This is a genomic window from uncultured Campylobacter sp. (genome assembly GCF_938030145.1).
Lineage (GTDB): Bacteria > Campylobacterota > Campylobacteria > Campylobacterales > Campylobacteraceae > Campylobacter_B.
In genome coordinates this window covers 17,705-36,583 of sequence record NZ_CALHGM010000002.1, presented here as the reverse complement: position 1 = coordinate 36,583, position 18,879 = coordinate 17,705, and the positions used below count along the sequence as shown (strand labels likewise).

Genomic DNA, 18,879 nt, shown 5'->3' with positions numbered 1-18,879 from the left:
TGCGGCACGATATCCGAGATACCCTCAAAATCAATGATCCGCGCGCGAAGCTTAGAGTGGCAAAAGCCTATCTCGCGGCGCGTCCATACCTCTACCTCATCGTAACCCGGGCTCTCGCAAAGCTCGCGCACCAGCTCCCTGCCTACGACGCCCGTAGCGCCTAGTACAAGAGCGGATTTACCCATTTTCACTCCTTAAATTTCTTTAAATTTTACCGCGTTGTGTGGCTAAATTTTACTTTTACCGTGCCAAAAATTTCGTCTAGTTTGCAAATAGGGCCCGAAAATTGCGTGCTTGAGCTCGCATCGCAAGTCAAATCCATAGCTCACGCGTTAAATTTCAAAGCCACGTTCGGCGCGAAATGTACATCAAATCAGCTTAAATTTTATAAGACTATACGCAGTCTAGAAGCCACCGTTTAGTCGCAACGCGCTAAAAGCGTAAAAATTAGCGTTCTCCCGCGTAGTCAAATCGCGGGGTTCCCAAGCTAAACTCGAAACTACCTCGATCCACCGCGCCTACGCACGCGTCGCTATCGTAAAGCGCGAGCAGGAATTCCGCCATCTCCTCGCTCGAGTGATAGCGCTTAAAAGCCGCGTCGTAGTCGTAGCCCGTGTCGTCCGTCGCCACGGAGCCAAAAATTACGCTATGCAGGGTAAAATTTCGTGGCGGAATGAACGAGTTAAATTTAAAATCAAATCTGTGCGCGGAGTAGAAAGCGCCCTAACTAGGCTCGCGCCGCCGCTAGCGTTATGATCTGTTTAACCACTTCGCTCGCCGCTTTTAAAGAGCCTACGGGCAGATACTCGTAGATCGAGTGGAAATTGTACCCGCCGGTGAAGAGGTTCGGGCACGGCAGCCCCTTTGCGGAGATGACGGCGCCGTCGTAGCCGCCTCGCATAGGCTTGATCTTGGGCTCGATGTTTAGGCTTTTAAAGGCCTGCTTCGCAAAGCGAATTGCTGGCGCGTCGTCGTTTTTCAAAAAGTTATAGACGTTTTTATAGCGGTCGTTTAGCGAAATTTCGATCCGATCGCCCCAGATCTCGCGAAGCCCGTCCGCCGTCTTTTGCAAAAATTCCATACGTTGCTCGTATCTTTTCTCGTCAAATTCCCTCACGTCGATCTTTAGGACGGTCTTTGCGCTGTTGCCGCTAAGCTCCTTAACCCAAAAATAGCCCTCCTTGCCCTCGGTGTATTCGGGCGCCTCGCCCGCGGGCAGCAGCGAGATAAACTTATGTGCCAAAAGTAAGGAATTTACGAGCTTGCCTTTGGCGTTCATCGGATGAGCGGACTGGCCTTTAAAGGTAACGACGCAATCGCCTGCATTCCAATTCTCGTAGATAAACTCGCCGATGCCGCAGCAATCAAGGCAGTAGCCAAAATCCGCGCCTACCTCGCTTACGTCCAGCGCCTTTGCCCCTAGCAAGCCCTGCTCCTCGTCCGGCACGAAGCAAGCGATTATCTCGCCGTGCTTTATCTGCGGATTTTGGACGAAAAATTCCAGCGCATTTACGATTGCGGCGATCGCCGCTTTATCGTCGGCGCCTAACAAGCTAGTGCCGTCCGTTACGATGATCTCGTCTGCTTTGTAATCCTGCAGCTCCTCATTTTCGCTCTCTTTAAGATAGATCTCTAGCTCTTTATTTAGGCAGATATCGCCGCCTTCGTATCTTACGATCTGAGCTTTGGTATCATTCGTCTGCTCGGCGCTGGTATCAAGATGGGCAAAAAACGCTACTTTCGCAGCGGGCGCGTCTAAATTTGAGGGAATTTTAGCGATTAAAATCGACTTCTCGCTAAGGCTGATATTTTTTATGCCCAAGGCTTCTAGCTCGCCTTTTATGAGGCCTGCGAGCTCGAGCTCCTTGGGGTTTGAGGGCATTATGCCCGCAGCGCCCGCGGCTCTATTTGTGGTGGTGTTGATCTTGGTGTAGTTTAAAAACCTCTGCACGATATCCATATTAAGTCCTTTACAAAATGAAAAATGCGATGATGCAGACGGATAGAAACATACCTAGAGCCGTTCTTTTAGCGATCTGAATAGGGCTTACCATCGCAAGTCCCGCGCAAACGATGCAAGCGCCTGCAATCGGCGATGCGCTCCTGCCTAGCGCGCCGCTTATCGCAACCGCCATACCGAGCTTATCTTGCGCAAACCCTAGCTGGTCCGCATGCACGGTCACGGCGGTGTTAAACGCCATCGCCGCCGCATCTCCCGAGCCTGTTACGACGCCCATAAAAAACGGAACGAAGGTGCCGCCGAATTTTACGTAGCCCTGCTCGCCCTTTAGCCACTCGATTACGAAATCGATCGCCCCGCACGCGCTAAGACCCGCGACGAAGACGCCCGCTGCGATGATGATACCCATGATATCGGCATACGCGCTACCCATGCCCTTGAAAAATTCTTTCGTGATCTTTTGAGGGTTGCTCAGAGTAATAACGATGGTGAGGATAGCGCCCAGTAGCATCGCCTCGGCAACGCCCATCTTGGTCCATTTAAGAAAGGAGATCGTGTTGAGCTTGGACGTACCACCGATGATTAAAATCACCAAAGGTACTAGCGGCATAAGTGCGTATAAGACGTTTATTTTTTGAGGCTGCGAGTCTAAATTTGAACCGTCGGCGGAATTTGACGCAACGGAATTTACGCCGCCCTCTTTTTGTGCGAGATAATTAACCCCCTTGGTGTAGTCTTTGCAAACTATCGCCGTTATGCTAATTACGATCAAAACTACGATCAAGGCGGTAATCGCGCTGGAAAACTGCACCCCGATGACGTCTTGAACCGTATAGGAGGGGTTGTGCGCCTTTACCATATCGGCTACGAATACGTTGTGCGCCGAGCCCGGGCTTAAAACGCCGCCGAAAGTGCCCGCAAATACTGCAGCTCCCGCCATCTCAGGCTTAACGCCTGCAGCCATCATCACGGGGATCAGCGTAGCGCCGACCGCAGCCGAGCAGCCCGCAGCGGAGGGGATAGCGATATTGATAAAATATGTAAGCGCCACGACGATAGGGATCAATAAAAATCCGATATTGCCGAGGGGTCTAGTGAGTAAATTTACGAGCGCGCGGTCGCAGCCGGTAAATTTCATCACGAAGGCAAAACCCATGCTGGCGCATATCGCCTTAATGAGCCCCGCCTTAGTCATATACGAGGTAAAGGCGCCCAGCCCGTCTAGCGGCTTTAGACAAAGTACGCACAGCACCAAACCCACGCCGATAAGCACGGTTTTAGTATCCTTTTTCATGATTAGCAAAGCGACGACTGCAACGATACCCGCAAGCGCCAAAAATAGCCTAAACGTCTGCACGATAACTCCTTTTAAATTTTGAATTTACTTCCCACGGCGATGCGCGAGATCTCTTTTTTATACTCGAATTTCAGCACGTCCGCATGCCCCATCACTTCGCACTCGTTTCCGTTTATCAAAAACGCGCTGCCCTCGGGCATAGCATAGACGCTGTCGTTTTGATTGACGATCAAAAACTCCTCCAGCCGCTCCTCCCTACTCTCGCCGTTGTGGTTTGAAATTTTACCGCTTATGAAGTGCGGATTGATCTGATACGGAAAGATCCCCAGGGCTACCGGCGAGGGCGGGAAGACGATCGGCATGTCGTTGGTAGTCATCATCGTCTTGCCCGCGACGTTTGCGCCCGCAGACCAGCCGAAATACGGCGTACCGCTATCTACGGCGTCTTTGATCGCGCCTAAGAGATCAAATTTATAAAGCTCATTTAGCAGCACGAAGGTATTACCGCCGCCGATGCAGATCGATTTGGCATTTTTAACGGCGGCTTTCATATCAGCAAATCGATGGATCGATCTGATATTGTTGCTCTCCAGGCAGTCTGCGACCTTCTGCTCGTATTGCTCGTTCGTGCGCCTAACGCCCGCAAACGGAATGAATAAAATTTCATCCTCCCAAAGACCTCCTAAAAATTCCTTGATCCACCCCTTGCAGTGGTTCAGATAGCCGCTGTCTTTGTAACTGGAAGCGCTTAGAAGTAGTGCTCTTTTCATGTCGCTCTCCTTAAATTTTACCATTTAGCTTATACGCGCAGCGCAGATACACGTCCACTCCCACAAGCAGCGAGTCCTCGTCGAAGTCGAATTTGGCGTTGTGATGCCCCGCTGCAAGCGTCGTGCCGATCATCAGATATCCGCTTTTGCCGCCCGCATCTTGCACCGAGCGCATAAAATGCGCGAAGTCCTCGCATGCGCCGAAGCTTAGCTCCCTTACGATTTTATCATCGTCGATAAACGGCGATGCCTTCGCCGCATCCTCGTAAAGCTGCGTGCTATCCTCGTCGCTATCGCCGCCCGCAGTACCGCCCGTAACCTGCACGTCGTAGCTGACGCCATAAATTTTAGAAACGCCCTCCACTATGTCCATGCATTTGGCCTTCATAAACTCATTCAGCTCCGTGCTCTCGCCGCGCGTCTCGCACGCGAGATAACCGTTGGGCGCGATGACGTTGCGTCCTTCGCCCGCGCGCAGCACGCCGACGTTGATACGCGTGACGCCGTCTGCGTGCCTAGTGATGCCGTGCATATCAAGCGCCATCTCGGCTGCGGCGAGCAGGGCATTGGCTCCGTTTTGCGGCGCGCCCGCGGCGTGAGCGGACTTGCCTTGCAAATTTACGTCAAATTTAGTAGTCGCAAGCAGTTTTTTGGTACCGCAGATGATGCCTCTCATAGTGGTCGCCTGAAAGCCGATATGACCGCCCAGCAGATAATCCACGCCCTTAGTAACGCCCGCAGCTTCCATACCCACGGCGCCTCTGGTACCCTCCTCGGCGGTTTGGAAGATAAATCTAAATTTACCGCTAAAATCGTCTAAGTTTTGCGCGATCAGCTTTGCTAGAGCAAGCCCCATCGTGATATGCCCGTCGTGACCGCACGCGTGCGTGATGCCGTTAATATCGGAGCGAAAGCCCTCCTTAAAAGGACGGTGATCCGCATCCATGCTCTCGGTCACGTCCACGCCGTCTATGTCAAATCTAAAAGCGACAGTCTTGCCCGCGCGTCCCGTGTCTATTTCGGCCACGAGACCCGTTAGCCCGTCCTCCATCGCGTCAAGAAATTTTATCTGATCTGCGTTTAGCAGCTCTTTGGCGCGCTGCTTCGCCCTCTCGCAGGCATCCTTGCTACCTATGCCCTGCCTGGCTTCGGCCTTTACTACCTCGCGACCGAGCTTTATCTCATAGCCCAGGCGCTGCATTCGATCTGCGATAACCGCGGTCGTAAAAAAGGTAAACCAGCCCGTCTCGGGATGCGAGTGAAAAAACCTACGATCCCCGATCATCTCGCCTTTGAGCGCCTCTACTTTTTGTGCGATAGCATCCATCTTCTCTCCTTTATTTTTTGGCTAAGCTTAACATCGCCGCGGCTAAAACCTTCGTAGCGGCAAACGCGTCGTGCCAGTTTATGCTTTCATTTACGTTGTGGCTGATGCCGTCCTTGCACGGCACGAAAAGCATCCCCACGCGACCTGCGAGCTCCGTCATATTCATCGCGTCGTGTCCCGCGCCGCTAGGAAGCCTCAGGCTTGGAATTTTAAGCTCGCTGGCACAGCCCTCAAGCAGATCTATCATCTCCTCGCTTAGCTTTACGGGGCGATCTTTGATGAGATTTTTTAGTTCAAATCTGCACCCTCTGCGAGCGCAAATTTCATCTATCGCGGCGCAAATTTGATCGTCCGCCGCCCTGAGCGCATCCTCGTCTATATCGCGTATATCAAGACCTAGCGTGCAGGAGCCCGGGATCACGTTTAGCACGCCGGGTAGCGCGTTTGCATAGCCCGCCGTCGCGACCGTGGTTTTGCCCGTCTTTGCGATCCTCTCCACGCTTAAAATGATCTCGCTAGCGCAGGCCAAGGCATCGCAGCGCATATCCATCGGCGTAGCGCCGCTGTGATCGGCTCTGCCCTCTATCCGTAGCTCGTATCGCACGGGCGCGGCGATACCCGTGACGATGCCTACGGGGATGCCGCGTCGCTGCAATACCGGTCCCTGCTCAATATGAAGCTCGATATAACTATGAAAGCTGGATTTGGACAGGACGCAGTTTTTTAAATTTGCGGGATTTAGCCCGAAATCTTGCATGGCGTCAAATAGCGAAATTCCGTCCCCATCCTTCAGCTCGCCTAGCCGCTGCCGCGAGAGCTTGCCGCTAATTATCTTGCTGCCTATGGTCGCCATTTTAAAGCGGCTCGACTCCTCGCAAACAAAGACGATGAGCTCCAGCGGGCGCGCAAGCTCCTCGCCACTATCTCGCACCGCGCGGATCGCCTCCAAAGCAGCCATGACGCCTAGCGTGCCGTCGTAAAAGCCGCCCTGCGGCACGCTATCGATATGCGAGCCAGCACTTACGGACGGTAGATCGGGATTTTTAACGTCCATAAATTTAGCGAAAATATTGCCCGCATCGTCGATTCTGATCTTGAAATTTTCTTTTTGAAGTAGCGATATGAGGAAGTCGCGCGCCTCTTTATCTTCGCGCGAAAACGCAAGCCGCGTAAGCCCGCCGCCCGCCAAAGCCCCAAAGCGGCTTATCTGCTCGAACTCGCTTTTAAAGCGCTGCATGTTTATGTCCATAAATCCCCTTTTTTAAAAAATTTATGAATACGGCATTTTAATATTAAATTTATATAACAAAGCTGAAATTTGCCTATCGCGGCGGCAAATAGGGCGCTAAAACGGCGCGAGCAGAGCTGCTTTTAAATAAACGCTATAAATTTTGCCTTTTGGGTTTTAAAATCGCGATGAGCTGCTTAGCTTCAGATTAAACGGATATAATTATCGCAAAATTTAACGAGGAGCGCAGATGAAGCAGAGCTCGCTAGAGGGGCTTTATGAAAAGCTAAATGGGATTAAAAGTATGGCAGATAAAGAGGAGTATCTGTTTGATGCGATAAAAGACGCCATCGAGGCGCAGGATTTGGCGTTTGCCGCGCAAATTTGCGACTTTGTTTTAAACGACGATTTTGAAAAATTCGGCGCGTTTTTAAGAACCAGAGCGCTAATGTGGCTCACGGACTATATCGCGCAAAATTTAAAAGATAGCGAATACCCGAATTTCGACGACTTTACGGACTGCCTATGGAAATTTAAATGGATCGTCTCGGGCGTCGCCAAAAGCTCCGTGATCGAAAAAGAGCTCATAGACGAGACGAACGAGGTGATGCTGTTTTACTACGAGCGTTTGGAGCTCTCGCTGGCGGCCTACTACAAGGCTTTGATGAATCAAAACATCGATATGGGCGACGCTAGGGAGGCGAAGGCAAACTATGAGCTGTGGAAAAAGCTCACCAAAGACGACATGGGCGATTGCGAGGCGTGCGAGGCATCGGGTGAGATCGCGTATTTAAATTTTGCAGGCGAGCACGCAGCGGCGCTGGGTCTTGCCGAGCCGATACTCTCGGGCGAGCTAACTTGCTCCGAGGTGCCGCACATAACCTACGCGCCGATACTTTTTAGCATGATAAAGACGGGCAAGATAGAGGAGGCAAAAACCCTGCTGCCAAAGGCCACGGCGACGATCGAGTCAAATCCCAGAGTTATAAATCAGATCGCGCCGCTAATCGAGATCGCTATTAGACTGGATGAGCGCGAGACGGCGTTAAGCTTAGCCCGCAAGCACTCCGCGGCGATCCTTGATGGCAACGACGATCTAAACGACCTACGATTTTTCATCGCCGTTAGTGCATTTGACGATGAGAGCGACTACAAGACGGCTTTGGAGCTGGCGGGCAAATTTGACGCTAGAAATCAAAACTTTTACTACGCCGATTATCTAAATAAATTTTACGAGGAATTTGGAGTTTGAAATTTTGACGATTTGAGAATCTAAAATGTTCTGTTCGTAAAGCAGAACACCATTTCTTAAGCGCGTGCGACGAGATAGTTTAAAATTTGCAGCTCGATACTACTTCGCGCTCGCAACGGCAAGCGCGGTCAAGTTTGCACCGAACGGGTGCAGCGGCTCGTGCGGTAAATTTTATACCGCTTACTCGCAGGCGGCGGTGGCCTGTCGCCGAAATAGATGATAGAGTGCGCGTGGCATTAAATTTTACTCGGTCGGTGGGGATGAAAGCAAAAATACTATAGCGGCGCAATCAACGCTAAATTGCGCAGACGCAAGCAAATATCTGCGGCGACACAAAACATATGTCTAAATTTCAACCGCCGCAGAACGTAAAATTTAACCGAGCCCATCGTCAATCTCGCTGTAAAACATATAAGCGGCAACAATGGCGTATCTAGCACGTCGCCACCTAGATTTAGCGGCAAATTGAATAGCAAAATTTAAAGCGTGGCGCGACGGAGCCTTAAAGCAAAATTTCAAGTAGATCTTTAAATGTAAAATTTCAAGCGGGCTCTTAAATTTAGAATTTCAAATAAATTTTAAAATTCCAAGAGTATCATTCCTTGGAATTTTAAATTTAATGCTTGGCTAGGTAATTTGTGTCGTAATTATTATCCACGAAATCGGGGTTATTCATCATCCTAAGATGAAAATCGCGCGTCGATTTTATGCCGCCGATGATGAGCTCATCTAGCGCGACCTTCATCTTCGCGATCGCGCGCGCGCGGTCCTTGTCGTAAACGATGAGCTTGCCGATCATGCTGTCGTAGTAAGGCGGCACCGAGTAGCCCTCATAAACGTGGCTATCCATTCGCACATTTCTGCCGCCCGGAGCGACGTATTTTGTGATTTTGCCCGGGTTTGGCATAAAGCTTTTGGAGTCCTCGGCGGTGATGCGACACTCAAGCGCATGCCCGCTAAATTTTATCTCGCTTTGAGGCAGCAGCTTCTCGCCCTGCGCGATACGGATCATCCACTCGATCAGATCGAGCCCGCTTCGCATTTCGCTTACGGTGTGTTCGACCTGCAGACGGGTATTCATCTCGATGAAGTAGAATTTCTTATCCTTACCGTCGTATAAAAACTCAAACGTTCCAGCACTTGCATATCCGATCGCCTTAGCGGCGCGAACCGCCGTTTCGTGCAGGCTCTTTCGCGTCGGCTCGTCCAAGATCACGGCTGGGCTTTCTTCGATCAGCTTTTGATGGCGGCGCTGCATCGAGCAGTCGCGCTCGCCGATATGCACGACGTGTCCGTGCTCGTCGCCCAAGACCTGAACCTCTATGTGGCGCGGATTTGTGATATATTTTTCCATATACATCGTGCCGTCGCCGAATGCACTCATCGCTTCGCTTTCTGCCGACCAAAAGAGCTTTTCAATATCCTCTTCGCGCTCGACCACGCGCATTCCGCGCCCGCCGCCGCCGGCTGCGGCTTTGATGATGACCGGATAGCCGATTTCAGCGGCTAGCTTGCGTGCTTCTTCGACGCTTGCGATCGCGCCGTCGCTGCCAGGCACTACAGGAATGCCCGCGCGCATCATCACTTGCTTAGCCTTGCTCTTATCGCTCATTAAAGTCATTGCCTCGACGCTTGGACCGATAAATTTAATGCCGTGCTTAGCGCAAATTTCTACGAAATTTTGACTTTCGCTCAAAAAGCCGTATCCCGGAAATATCGCGTCAGCTTCGGTTAGCTCGCAGGCCGTGATGATCGCGGGGATATTTAGGTAACTATCGCTACTGCGCGGTCCGCCTATACAGACCGACGCGTCGGCGTATTTCACGTAAAGCGCGTCCTGATCGGCGGTGGAGTGCACGACGATGGCTTGCTTGCCCATCTCTTGGATCGTGCGAAGCGCTCTAAGCGCTATCTCGCCACGATTTGCGATTAGAATTTTTTTAAGCTCCCTCATAGCTTCTCGACCTCAAACAGCGCCATAGCGTATTCGACGGGCTGTCCGTCCTCGACGAGAGCTTTTTTGATGCGGCAGTCGAATTCCGCTTCGATCTCGTTCATAATCTTCATCGCTTCGATTATACCGATCGTATCGCCCTTATGCACGACCTGACCTACGCTCACGAACTCTGCCGCACCGGGACTTGGCGCTTTATAAAAAGTACCTACCATCGGGCTATCAATCGTATCCATCGCGCCTTTTGAGGCGGGTTTGTCGCCCACGAGCACGTTTACCGCAGGCGCAGCAAGTTGCGGGGCAGGTGCCGGTGCGGTAAGCTGAGACGTGCTCCCACCGCATGGGCTATATTTTTTTATCTCGATCTCAAAATCTTTATCTTTAATTTTTAGCTCGTTAATGCCCTGCTTTTCGCCGAAAAAATCCATTAACTCTTTGATTTCTGCTTTTGTCATAAATTTCTCCTGAAAAAATTTGCGAAATTTTAGCTAAATTTTTATAATTGTTTCTTTAAATGGATTTTTGCGGGACTTTTAAGAAGTGCAAAGCGAAATTTACGACAGAATTTGCGGACTGATTTTAAGGATTTACGGAGCGAGATTTGCCTCGCCCATTTTAAGCTCGAACTTCGCAAGCGAAACACGAAATTTTGCCGTAAGAGCGCAGGATGATTTTAAATCCTTTAAATTTAGCACTTAATTTTACGACCGAAATTCTACGCCCAAGCCCCGAGCGCGAAAATTCCGTGCCTTGCTTTTCTTTAAAATTTTATGCCGAAATATTATTTTAAAGCCTCGCGCCGAAATTCTATCCACGCGAAGCCCTATGTGTTAATGTGTCGCAAAAAGGCTCTGAATTTTCGCTTTATCGCTCGTTTTGCTAAGAGCCAGCATCAGCAGCACGCGCGCCTTTTGCGGATTTAGATTATCTGCGGTTAGAAAGCCTAGCTTTGCGTCGTCCACCTCCGAGCTAACGCTAGTTGAGCCGCTGCCTGTACGGCTTGAGCGCACGACGATCACGCCCGCTTCGCTAGCCTTTGCGAGCGCAGCCTGCAGATCCGGATATAAATTTCCATTGCCTACGCCCGCTACGATAATGCCCTTAGCGCCCTTTTGTACGGCAGTCTCTACGAAATCGCTCACGTCTTGCGGATGCGCGTAAATAATATCGACGCGCGGCAAGGATTTGAAATCCTTGATATTAAACTCGCTTGCGACGGTGTGTTTGCGAAGCGGTGCCATATAGAAATTTACGACTCCGTAATTCACGGTGCCGATTTTGCCGGAATTCGGCGAGGCAAAAGCCGCAACGTTAGTAGTATTTGTTTTCGTAACCTCGCGCGCAGCATGAATCTCGTCGTTCATCACTACAAGAGCGCCCTTTTCGCGAGCGTTTTTATCTGCCGCAACGGCAACGGCGTTGTATAGATTAAGCGGTCCATCAGCACTCATCGAGTCTGCGTTTCGCATCGCGCCCACCAACACGATCGGTTTTTTGGATTTTACTACCAGGCTTAAAAAATACGCCGTCTCCTCCATCGTATCGGTTCCATGCACGATGACGACGCCGTCGACATCGTTTTTAGTAAGCAGTTCGCTTACGCGGTTTGCAAGCTTGAGCCAAATTTCATCGTTCATCTCCTGCGAGCCGATATTTGAAATTTGCTCGCTTTTAATCGTAGCTAAATCCCCCAGTTGCGGCACTGCCGATAAGATATCTTCTACACCCTTAGAGCCTGCGGTATAGTTGCCCTCAGTGGCACTTGCGCTGCTTCCCGCGATCGTACCTCCGGTAGCTAAAATATAAATATTTGGCTTCGCAGCAGTCAAAGATGACGCGATAAAAAACGTAATAAACGCAAATTTCTTGAGTAGTCCCATAGTTGCTCCTTAAAAAGTGATAAAATTTTTATAATTTAAGCAAAATTCTAGCATAAAATTTTTATTATATTTTATTTTGCTGCTATAATGCGCGAAAAATTTTGATTATTTTAAGGAAATTTTATGGGACTGAAAAGCGATAAATGGATCAGACAGATGTCGCAGCAGCACGATATGATAGCGCCCTTTTGCGAGGAAAATATCGGCCGCGGCGTCGTTAGCTACGGACTTTCGAGCTACGGATACGACATAAGGGTCGCAAGAGAGTTTAAAATTTTTACAAACGTCGGCGGAACGGTCGTCGATCCTAAAAATTTCGACGCAAAAAACGTCGTGGATTTTGAGGGCGACGTCTGCATCGTGCCGCCAAATTCCTTCGCGCTAGCGCGCACCATCGAATACTTCAAAATGCCTCGCGACGTGCTTGCGATCTGCCTCGGTAAAAGCACCTACGCGCGCTGCGGCATCATCGTAAACGTAACGCCCTTTGAGCCCGGTTTTGAGGGACACATCACGATTGAAATTTCCAACACCACGCCGCTGCCTGCAAAAATTTACGCGAACGAAGGGATCGCGCAGGTTTTGTTTCTGCAAGGAGACGAGCCGTGCGAGGTAAGCTACTGCGATAAAAAGGGCAAATACCAAAGCCAAAAGGGCATCACGCTGCCTAGAATTCTAAAGGATTAAGCAATGAAAAATTTAATCATCGTAGAATCCCCCGCAAAAGCCAAAACGATCAAAAATTTCTTAGGCGCCGATTACGACGTAATCGCGTCTAAAGGCCATATCCGCGACCTTCCTAAAAAACGCTTCGGCATCAAAATCAAAGATAAAAGCTTCGAGCCCGAATACGAAATCAGCGCCGATCACGATCAGATCGTAAAGCAGATAAAGACGCTCGCCAAAAAGGCGGATCAAATTTATCTCGCAACGGACGAGGACCGCGAGGGCGAGGCGATCGCCTATCATATCGCCGCTTCGATCGGCAAGCAGGCAGAGGAGCTGCCGCGCATCGTATTTCACGAGATCACCAAAAGCGCGATCTCAAACGCGCTAAGCTCGCCGCGCAAGCTCAATATCGCAAGCGTAAACGCCCAACAAGCGCGCCGCCTGCTCGATCGCATCGTGGGCTACAAGCTAAGTCCGCTTTTAAATTTAAAGATCCAGCGCGGCTTAAGCGCGGGTCGTGTCCAAAGCGCCGCGCTTAAGATCGTCGTCGATCGCGAGCGCGAAATTTTAAATTTCAAGCCGGTAGAATTCCACAGCATCGACACGGTTTTTAAGAAGGACTTGGAGGCCGAGCTCGTCGAATTTCGCGGCAAAAAGATGGAAAAGCTCTCGATCAAAAACGCCGCGCAAGCTAGCGAGATCGTCTCTGAGCTGCAAAAAGACAAATTTAGCGTAGAGAGTATCGAGAGCAAATCGCGCAAAACGAACCCCTATCCGCCGTTTATGACCTCGACGCTACAGCAGGCGGCGAGCACGGCTCTGGGCTTTAATCCGCGAAAGACGATGAGCCTCGCGCAGAGCCTTTATGAGGGGGTTAATACCAAAAACGGTGGCGCGATCACCTACATGCGAACCGACTCGCTAAATATCGCCAAAGAAGCGATCGCGGCGGCTCGCGAGTTGATCGAACAGCGCTTCGGCGAAAAGTATCTACCGAAAAGCGCGAATTTATACGCCACCAAAAGCAAAGGCGCGCAGGAAGCGCACGAAGCGATAAGGCCTACCGATCTGAAGCTTACTCCCGAGCTCGCGCAAAAGATCCTGTCTCACGACGAATACCGCCTTTACGCGCTTATCTATAACCGCTTCGTAGCCTCGCAGATGAGCCCCAGCGTCTCGCAGATCCAAACGATCATCGTACGCGGCGAAGCGGGCGCATTTAAGATCAGCGGGCGCAAGGTGGAATTTGACGGATTTTACAAGGCTTACGGCGATCTGGATAAGGATAAAATTTTACCGAGCCTTAGCGCGGGCGACGCGATGAGCCTGCAAAGCCTAAGCTCGCAGCAGCACTTCACCGAGCCGCCGGCGCGCTATTCGGAAGCAAGCCTCATCAAAAAGCTCGAAAGCCTCGGCATCGGCAGGCCCTCGACCTATGCACCTACCATCTCGCTGCTTACTGCGCGCAACTACGTAAATATCGAGCAAAAGCACCTGGTGCCGAGCGAGATCGCCTTTAAGATCACCGAGATGCTGGAGCAAAATTTTAAAAATATCGTCGATAGCGAGTTTACCTCCAAAATGGAAGAAAAGCTCGACGACATCGCCGAAAACAAAGCGGACTGGCAGCAAATTTTAGCGGATTTTTACTACCCTTTTATGGACGAGATCACCAAAGGGAAAACGTCGATCGCAAGCCAAAAGCTAGCCGAAAAGATCGGCGAAGCATGCCCGAACTGCGGTGGCGAGCTACTTAAGCGCCAGGGCAGATTCGGCGAGTTTATCGCTTGCTCGAACTATCCGAAGTGCAAATACTCGCGCAACGCGGACGCCAGCGCCGAGGAGGCGAGCGAGGAGAAGGCGGCGCCCGAAGTGCTAGATGAAAAATGCCCGCAGTGCGGTAAAAATTTGATCAAACGCAAAGGCAGATACGGCGAGTTTATCGCTTGCGAGGGCTATCCGAAGTGCAAATACTCGCGCAAAATCGAAGGCGCGGCAAAGGAGAAAAAACCGCTGCTCTCCACGGGCGTAAAGTGCCCGAGCTGCGGCACCGGCGAGATCGTCGAGCGCTTCTCCAGACGCGGCAAATTCTACGGCTGCACGAACTACCCTAAATGCGGCTTTGTGAGTAACTATGCGCCGATTGCGCGCACATGCCCGCAATGCGGCAACTCATACATGCTCCGCAAAGAGCTGAAAAAAGGCAATTTCGCTGAGTGCCCGCAGTGCAAGCTTAAAGAAGAGATCGATTGATAATAGGCGTCATCTCGGACTCTCATCGCGAAACAAAAGTCGCTGCCAGCGCCATAGAGTGGCTGATCGCGCGCGGAGCGGATCTGCTCGTGCACGCAGAGGGCATCGTCGAGAGCGAGACGCTGCGGCTTTTGCGACAAAGCGGCAAGCCCTACTTCGCGGTTTTAGGGCACAACGACGAAGCGCTTGCGGAGCTAAAAAACGACTTCAACCTGTACGATGAGCCCTTTTGCACGGAGTTTGCGGGGCTGCGACTAAAAATTATGCACCATCCGTTTTATCTCTTTGACGAAGAACCCGCGGCGCAAAATGAAGCAGACGGGCTAAATTTAGGCGCGGATTTGGGTGTGGGTACGGGCGCAGATCGCGCGGTAAATTTTCGCAGGGATTGCGGCGCGGGCCTAGTCAAAAATTCTAGCTTTAGCGACGAAGCAAACAGCGACCTGAATTTAGGCTCAAACCGCAGCGCGGATCGCGGGGAAATTTTAATCGCAAATTCTAAAGCGGCGGATCGCTCGGCAAATTTAGACGCAAATTCTAATGGCGCGGACGTTGATAAAATTTTAGATAGTGCGCTCCGCGCAGACGAAAATTTCAAAAACGCGCATAAAGCGAGCGTAAATTTAAAAAGTGGGCAATCCGCGGGTTTAAATGCGAGCTTGAGCTTGAATGCAGGCGCGAACTCAAACGTAAATTTAGACTTAGGCGCAGACCTCGCTTCAAGCCCGAACGCAAATTTAAACTCAAATGCAAGCGCAAATTTAGCCACTAATACGAGCCCAGATATGCACTCTAAAGCAAGCTCGAGTGCGGATCGCACAGCAAATTTAACGCCGCCGAGCTTAAGCGCAAATTTATCCGCACCAAACTCATGCGTAAATTTAGCCGCACGGAACTTGGGCTCAAATTTGACCGCGAATTCTGACCCTAATACAAGCGGCGAAAGTAAAAATCGGGGTCCGTGCGAGCGCGGCGCGGATAAAATTTCAACTATCAAAATTTACGGCCACACTCACTTTTTCGCCGCGGCGATAGATAAAAACGGCGCGCTCGTGCTAAATCCGGGCGAGATTTACGGGCACAAAAAGCGACTTTCCGGTTTGCCTGCGTTGTGGCGAAGAGCGAAAATTGCGCATATTTCGTCTCCGCTCGCAGCGCAAAGAACTATAAAGCGACCGAAAGGAAGTCTTAAAATGATACGAAAAGCCCCTGGGCAGCCAGAGAAAATGCTAGAAAGATGCGAAAAAATTCTAAAGCAGTGCGGAGAAAATCTAAAAGGATGCGAGGTCAAAGCGTATGAATGAAATTTACGTCCTAATCGCGCTATCGTTTTTGATCTTTGCTTCGCCCTTTTTGGCTAGCCTTGCACGAATTCCGCTCTCGCCTATGGAGATCATGCTTGGCATAATAGCCGCAAATTTAGGGCTTTTGCCGCCAAGCGCGACCTTCGATCTAGCCGCGCAGATCGGCTTTTGCTACCTTATGTTTTTGGCGGGCTGCGAGGTGGATTTCCGCGCGCTGCTTGCGATGCCGCGCAAAATTTTGCGGCTAATCCTAATCTTTTTGGCGCTGCTTTATATCCTAAGCGCGCTTGCGGTTTGGGTGTTTGAACTGCCGCAGATGCTTATCATCGCCGCGCCTCTGATGAGCGTCGGGCTGCTTTCGGCGCTGTATAAAGAATACGGCAAGGATCAAGCGTGGCTCAATCTCGCGATGCCCGCGGGCGTGATCGGTGAACTCATCAGCATCGCCGTCCTCACAGTGGGCGGCATCTACCTTAAAAACGGCTTCGGCGTGGAGATGGCGCTTCACATCGGCGCGCTTTTGGGCTTTTCGGTCGCCGCGCTAGCTGTTTTTAAAGGACTTGAAATTTTATTTTGGTGGTTCCCCGCGCTAAAAACGGTCATCATGCCCAAGTACGACAAAAACGAAAAGGACGTGCGATTTGCGATGGCGCTATTTTGCCTCATCTGCGCAGGAGTAATGCTTTTGGGGCTTGAGGTCGTAATCGGCGCCTTCATCGCAGGCACCTTTCTGCCGACCTTTTTCTCGCACAAGGACGACCTCATCGAAAAGCTATCGTCGTTCGGCTTCGGCTTTTTGGTGCCGATATTTTTCATACACACCGGAGCGGTGATCAAGCTCGAGGCGCTTCTTATGCCCGGAGTGATGAGCTTTGCCGCAAGCCTAGCGGCGCTGATGTTTGGCATCAGGCTGCTTGCGAGCGCTACGTTTTTAAGCACCTTGGGGCGCAAAGGCGCGGTGCTTTTCGCGCTATCGCTATGCATGCCGTTAACCCTCGTCATCGCCACGGCGACGCTTTTTTACTCCACCGCCGCGATCTCGCAAGAGATATACTTCGCGATGATCATCGCCTCGCTCATAGAGGCGCTCGCGTCGATGATTTTGATAAATTTTATTTACAAGAAATTTTAGGGCGGGAATTTAAAATTTTGAGATTATAGGATTTTGGAATTTTAGAATTTCAAAATTCCGTGAAATTCTAGAATTCTATGAAATTTGATTTTATGCGGGACTAAAATGAGGTTAAATTTAAAGCTCTATTTTGCGGCGCGATTGGTTAGGTCTTGTAGCTCCATAGTGTAGTTTGGGATTTGTTCCCGAGTAGAATAACCATACGCTTTTAATATTACATTCAACAGCTTCATTATATCGCTTGCCGACAAAAGAGGTGTTTGCTTTGGATTTAGATTAAGCAGTTTCCAAATTCTATGGAATTCTTCGGGTCTCAATGCTTCGTCGATATCATAATCAAGGGTGACTTCAATAACTTCACCATTATAATATAAAATCCAAATTCCTTTAGAATCAGTGCCATGGTCATAATCTGGATCAGGAAAACTATAAATTTTCCATAGCCAGCAATCTGTATCTCGATCAATAGTCCAACCAAGCTCGTTAATAAAAGTCTCATAGTATGGATTATATTTGTAGTAAATTTCGCTCAATCCATACTTCTCATCATCCTCTTTGGTGATGATTGCGTTTTCAAAAGCCATCTACGCTCCTTGGAATTTAAAATTTAGCGTGCAAACAGAAATTTCAAGCGCAAATTTTATGCAAAACTTCGCTACGCAGCCGAAAACGGCAAGCATAGAAATTTCAAACTCGCCGCGCTTAAAGATAGACCGACGAGCTTGCCGCGACCGCTAACTCTGCTCGCCGCGGACATATTTGCTCTCTAGCCGCGGCAAAGCAAATGCGGCTCGTTAGCAAAGCTAGCGGCAAAAATTAATCGTAACCCCTCCGTAAGAAGCATAACTGCACTATTTACGGGCGGGCTAACAAAGTCATGGCGGCGAGCCGATTAAAATTTAAGCTTTAGCTTGCGGCACTTAAAAGCCGACTTAAGCCTAGACGCGGTGCGGGCGGTGTGCCGCGACACGGTGTCTAGGCTTCAAGCTACATTAAGACTGGAATTTTCGTCTTTTGTAGGAAGTATTTCGACGCGCCGCCTAGGAATATCTCCTTTATGCCGCTGTCCGAGTGCAAGCCCGCGACTATGAGGTCGAAATCGCCCGCGTCTGCATACTCTAGTAGCACCTGTCCCGGGATCTTGCCCTCGGCGTTTAACGCCTCAAAAACATCGATTTTAACGTCATGCAAGGCTAGATAGTCGCTTATGCGGCGCTTCGTTTCGGCAAGATCATCTTGAAGGTAGTGGTTTGCGGTGATGACGGTGACGGATTTGGCGCGCTGTAAAAGCCCTAGCCAATTATCGAGCGCTCGCGCAGACGCCGCAGTACCGGTAAGCGAGACTAAAATTTTATCCGCCCTAAACTCCTGCAGCTTGCGCGGTATGACGATGCAAGGCTTGCCACTTTTGGTAACCGCAGCCTCAAACGTACCCGTGATAGAGCCCGTAGGCGGCACGGAGACCAGCACCAAATCGCAATATTTGGAGTATTTCTCGACCAGCTCGGAACGGATGCCTACCATATGCCTCAAAGCGGCGCTATTTGGGACGTGATCGTCGTCGTTTTGATCTAGGCCCAGCTTGGCGCATTCAGTGTCGAAGATCGCTCTGATCTCCTCGCGCTCGGCCTGCATCTCATCTCCTGCAGATTTTAAAAATTCCTCCATCAGCACGCCGCCTTTTAGCGTCATGCGGACGTTATAGATCATCTTAGGATCGAGCTGGCACGCCATTATGTTGATGTGCGTACCGAAAAATTTATTTACGAGCAGGGCTCCGTGTATGCGCTCTGCCAGCTCCTCGCCGCCGCCGATAGGGAAAAATATCTTTTTAAGCTGCATCTTTACGCTCC

General features: G+C 50.4%; 17 protein-coding genes. 5 read left to right on the top strand and 12 right to left on the bottom strand.

The window, feature by feature from the left end:
- From Q0323_RS00315 to Q0323_RS00285, 7 genes are all read right to left on the bottom strand, one after another.
- On the bottom strand, nucleotides 1-185 hold a 185-nt coding region (locus Q0323_RS00315; protein ID WP_298050440.1), incomplete at its 3' end, for an NAD-dependent epimerase/dehydratase family protein.
- Between the two features lie 262 nt (nucleotides 186-447).
- Nucleotides 448-630, bottom strand: coding sequence for a hypothetical protein (locus tag Q0323_RS00310; RefSeq protein WP_298050438.1), 183 nt, complete (start codon nucleotides 628-630; stop codon nucleotides 448-450).
- Between the two features lie 97 nt (nucleotides 631-727).
- Nucleotides 728-1,960: a peptidase T gene (gene pepT, locus Q0323_RS00305; protein ID WP_298050436.1), complete on the bottom strand. Its 1,233-nt coding sequence runs from the start codon at nucleotides 1,958-1,960 to the stop codon at nucleotides 728-730.
- Nucleotides 1,961-1,970: 10 nt separating this feature from the next.
- Nucleotides 1,971-3,317 (bottom strand): C4-dicarboxylate transporter DcuC, encoded by a 1,347-nt coding sequence (gene dcuC / locus Q0323_RS00300; RefSeq protein WP_298050434.1) that lies wholly within the window; start codon nucleotides 3,315-3,317, stop codon nucleotides 1,971-1,973.
- An 11-nt stretch (nucleotides 3,318-3,328) separates the two neighbouring features.
- The gene (gene pepE, locus Q0323_RS00295; protein WP_298050432.1) at nucleotides 3,329-4,027 is read right to left on the bottom strand and encodes a dipeptidase PepE; all 699 of its coding nucleotides are present in this window, start codon (nucleotides 4,025-4,027) and stop codon (nucleotides 3,329-3,331) included.
- A gap of 10 nt (nucleotides 4,028-4,037) precedes the next feature.
- Entirely contained in the window at nucleotides 4,038-5,354 is a 1,317-nt protein-coding gene (locus tag Q0323_RS00290) for an amidohydrolase (RefSeq protein ID WP_298050431.1), read from the bottom strand.
- Nucleotides 5,355-5,364: 10 nt separating this feature from the next.
- On the bottom strand, nucleotides 5,365-6,603 hold the full coding sequence (locus Q0323_RS00285) for a Zn-dependent hydrolase (protein WP_298050430.1): 1,239 nt from the start codon (nucleotides 6,601-6,603) through the stop codon (nucleotides 5,365-5,367).
- Between the two features lie 229 nt (nucleotides 6,604-6,832).
- Here Q0323_RS00285 and Q0323_RS00280 point away from each other — a divergent pair, with 229 nt between their 5' ends.
- Nucleotides 6,833-7,834, top strand: a complete 1,002-nt coding sequence (locus tag Q0323_RS00280) for a hypothetical protein (RefSeq protein ID WP_298050428.1) — start codon at nucleotides 6,833-6,835, stop codon at nucleotides 7,832-7,834.
- Nucleotides 7,835-8,450: 616 nt separating this feature from the next.
- Here the strand turns inward: Q0323_RS00280 and Q0323_RS00275 are convergent.
- The 3 genes from Q0323_RS00275 to Q0323_RS00265 form a co-directional block, all read right to left on the bottom strand.
- The gene (locus Q0323_RS00275) at nucleotides 8,451-9,788 is read right to left on the bottom strand and encodes an acetyl-CoA carboxylase biotin carboxylase subunit (RefSeq protein ID WP_298050426.1); all 1,338 of its coding nucleotides are present in this window, start codon (nucleotides 9,786-9,788) and stop codon (nucleotides 8,451-8,453) included.
- Nucleotides 9,785-10,243, bottom strand: a complete 459-nt coding sequence (gene accB, locus Q0323_RS00270) for an acetyl-CoA carboxylase biotin carboxyl carrier protein (protein ID WP_298050424.1) — start codon at nucleotides 10,241-10,243, stop codon at nucleotides 9,785-9,787. The genes Q0323_RS00275 and accB overlap by 4 nt, the downstream gene beginning before the upstream one ends.
- A 375-nt stretch (nucleotides 10,244-10,618) precedes the next feature.
- Entirely contained in the window at nucleotides 10,619-11,668 is a 1,050-nt protein-coding gene (locus tag Q0323_RS00265; RefSeq protein WP_298050422.1) for a type II asparaginase, read from the bottom strand.
- A gap of 123 nt (nucleotides 11,669-11,791) precedes the next feature.
- On the opposite strand from Q0323_RS00265, the gene dcd reads away from it, so the two are divergent.
- The 4 genes from dcd to Q0323_RS00245 are packed head-to-tail and all read left to right on the top strand — an operon-like array spanning nucleotide 11,792 to nucleotide 17,026.
- The gene (dcd, locus tag Q0323_RS00260) at nucleotides 11,792-12,355 is read left to right on the top strand and encodes a dCTP deaminase (protein WP_005871523.1); all 564 of its coding nucleotides are present in this window, start codon (nucleotides 11,792-11,794) and stop codon (nucleotides 12,353-12,355) included.
- A gap of 3 nt (nucleotides 12,356-12,358) precedes the next feature.
- Nucleotides 12,359-14,590: a type I DNA topoisomerase gene (gene topA / locus Q0323_RS00255; RefSeq protein WP_298050420.1), complete on the top strand. Its 2,232-nt coding sequence runs from the start codon at nucleotides 12,359-12,361 to the stop codon at nucleotides 14,588-14,590.
- Nucleotides 14,587-15,894, top strand: coding sequence for a metallophosphoesterase family protein (locus tag Q0323_RS00250; RefSeq protein ID WP_298050419.1), 1,308 nt, complete (start codon nucleotides 14,587-14,589; stop codon nucleotides 15,892-15,894). Before topA ends, Q0323_RS00250 begins: the two co-directional genes overlap by 4 nt.
- Nucleotides 15,887-17,026 (top strand): cation:proton antiporter, encoded by a 1,140-nt coding sequence (locus tag Q0323_RS00245; RefSeq protein ID WP_298050417.1) that lies wholly within the window; start codon nucleotides 15,887-15,889, stop codon nucleotides 17,024-17,026. The genes Q0323_RS00250 and Q0323_RS00245 overlap by 8 nt, the downstream gene beginning before the upstream one ends.
- Nucleotides 17,027-17,151: 125 nt before the next feature.
- Here the strand turns inward: Q0323_RS00245 and Q0323_RS00240 are convergent, their stop codons facing one another.
- Together Q0323_RS00240 and Q0323_RS00235 are read right to left on the bottom strand one after the other, a co-directional pair.
- A complete protein-coding gene (locus tag Q0323_RS00240; protein ID WP_298050416.1) occupies nucleotides 17,152-17,610 on the bottom strand; it encodes a hypothetical protein in 459 nt (152 codons plus the stop codon).
- 403 nt (nucleotides 17,611-18,013) lie between these two features.
- The gene (locus Q0323_RS00235) at nucleotides 18,014-18,868 is read right to left on the bottom strand and encodes a universal stress protein (RefSeq protein WP_298050415.1); all 855 of its coding nucleotides are present in this window, start codon (nucleotides 18,866-18,868) and stop codon (nucleotides 18,014-18,016) included.
- Nucleotides 18,869-18,879: the final 11 nt, after the last annotated feature.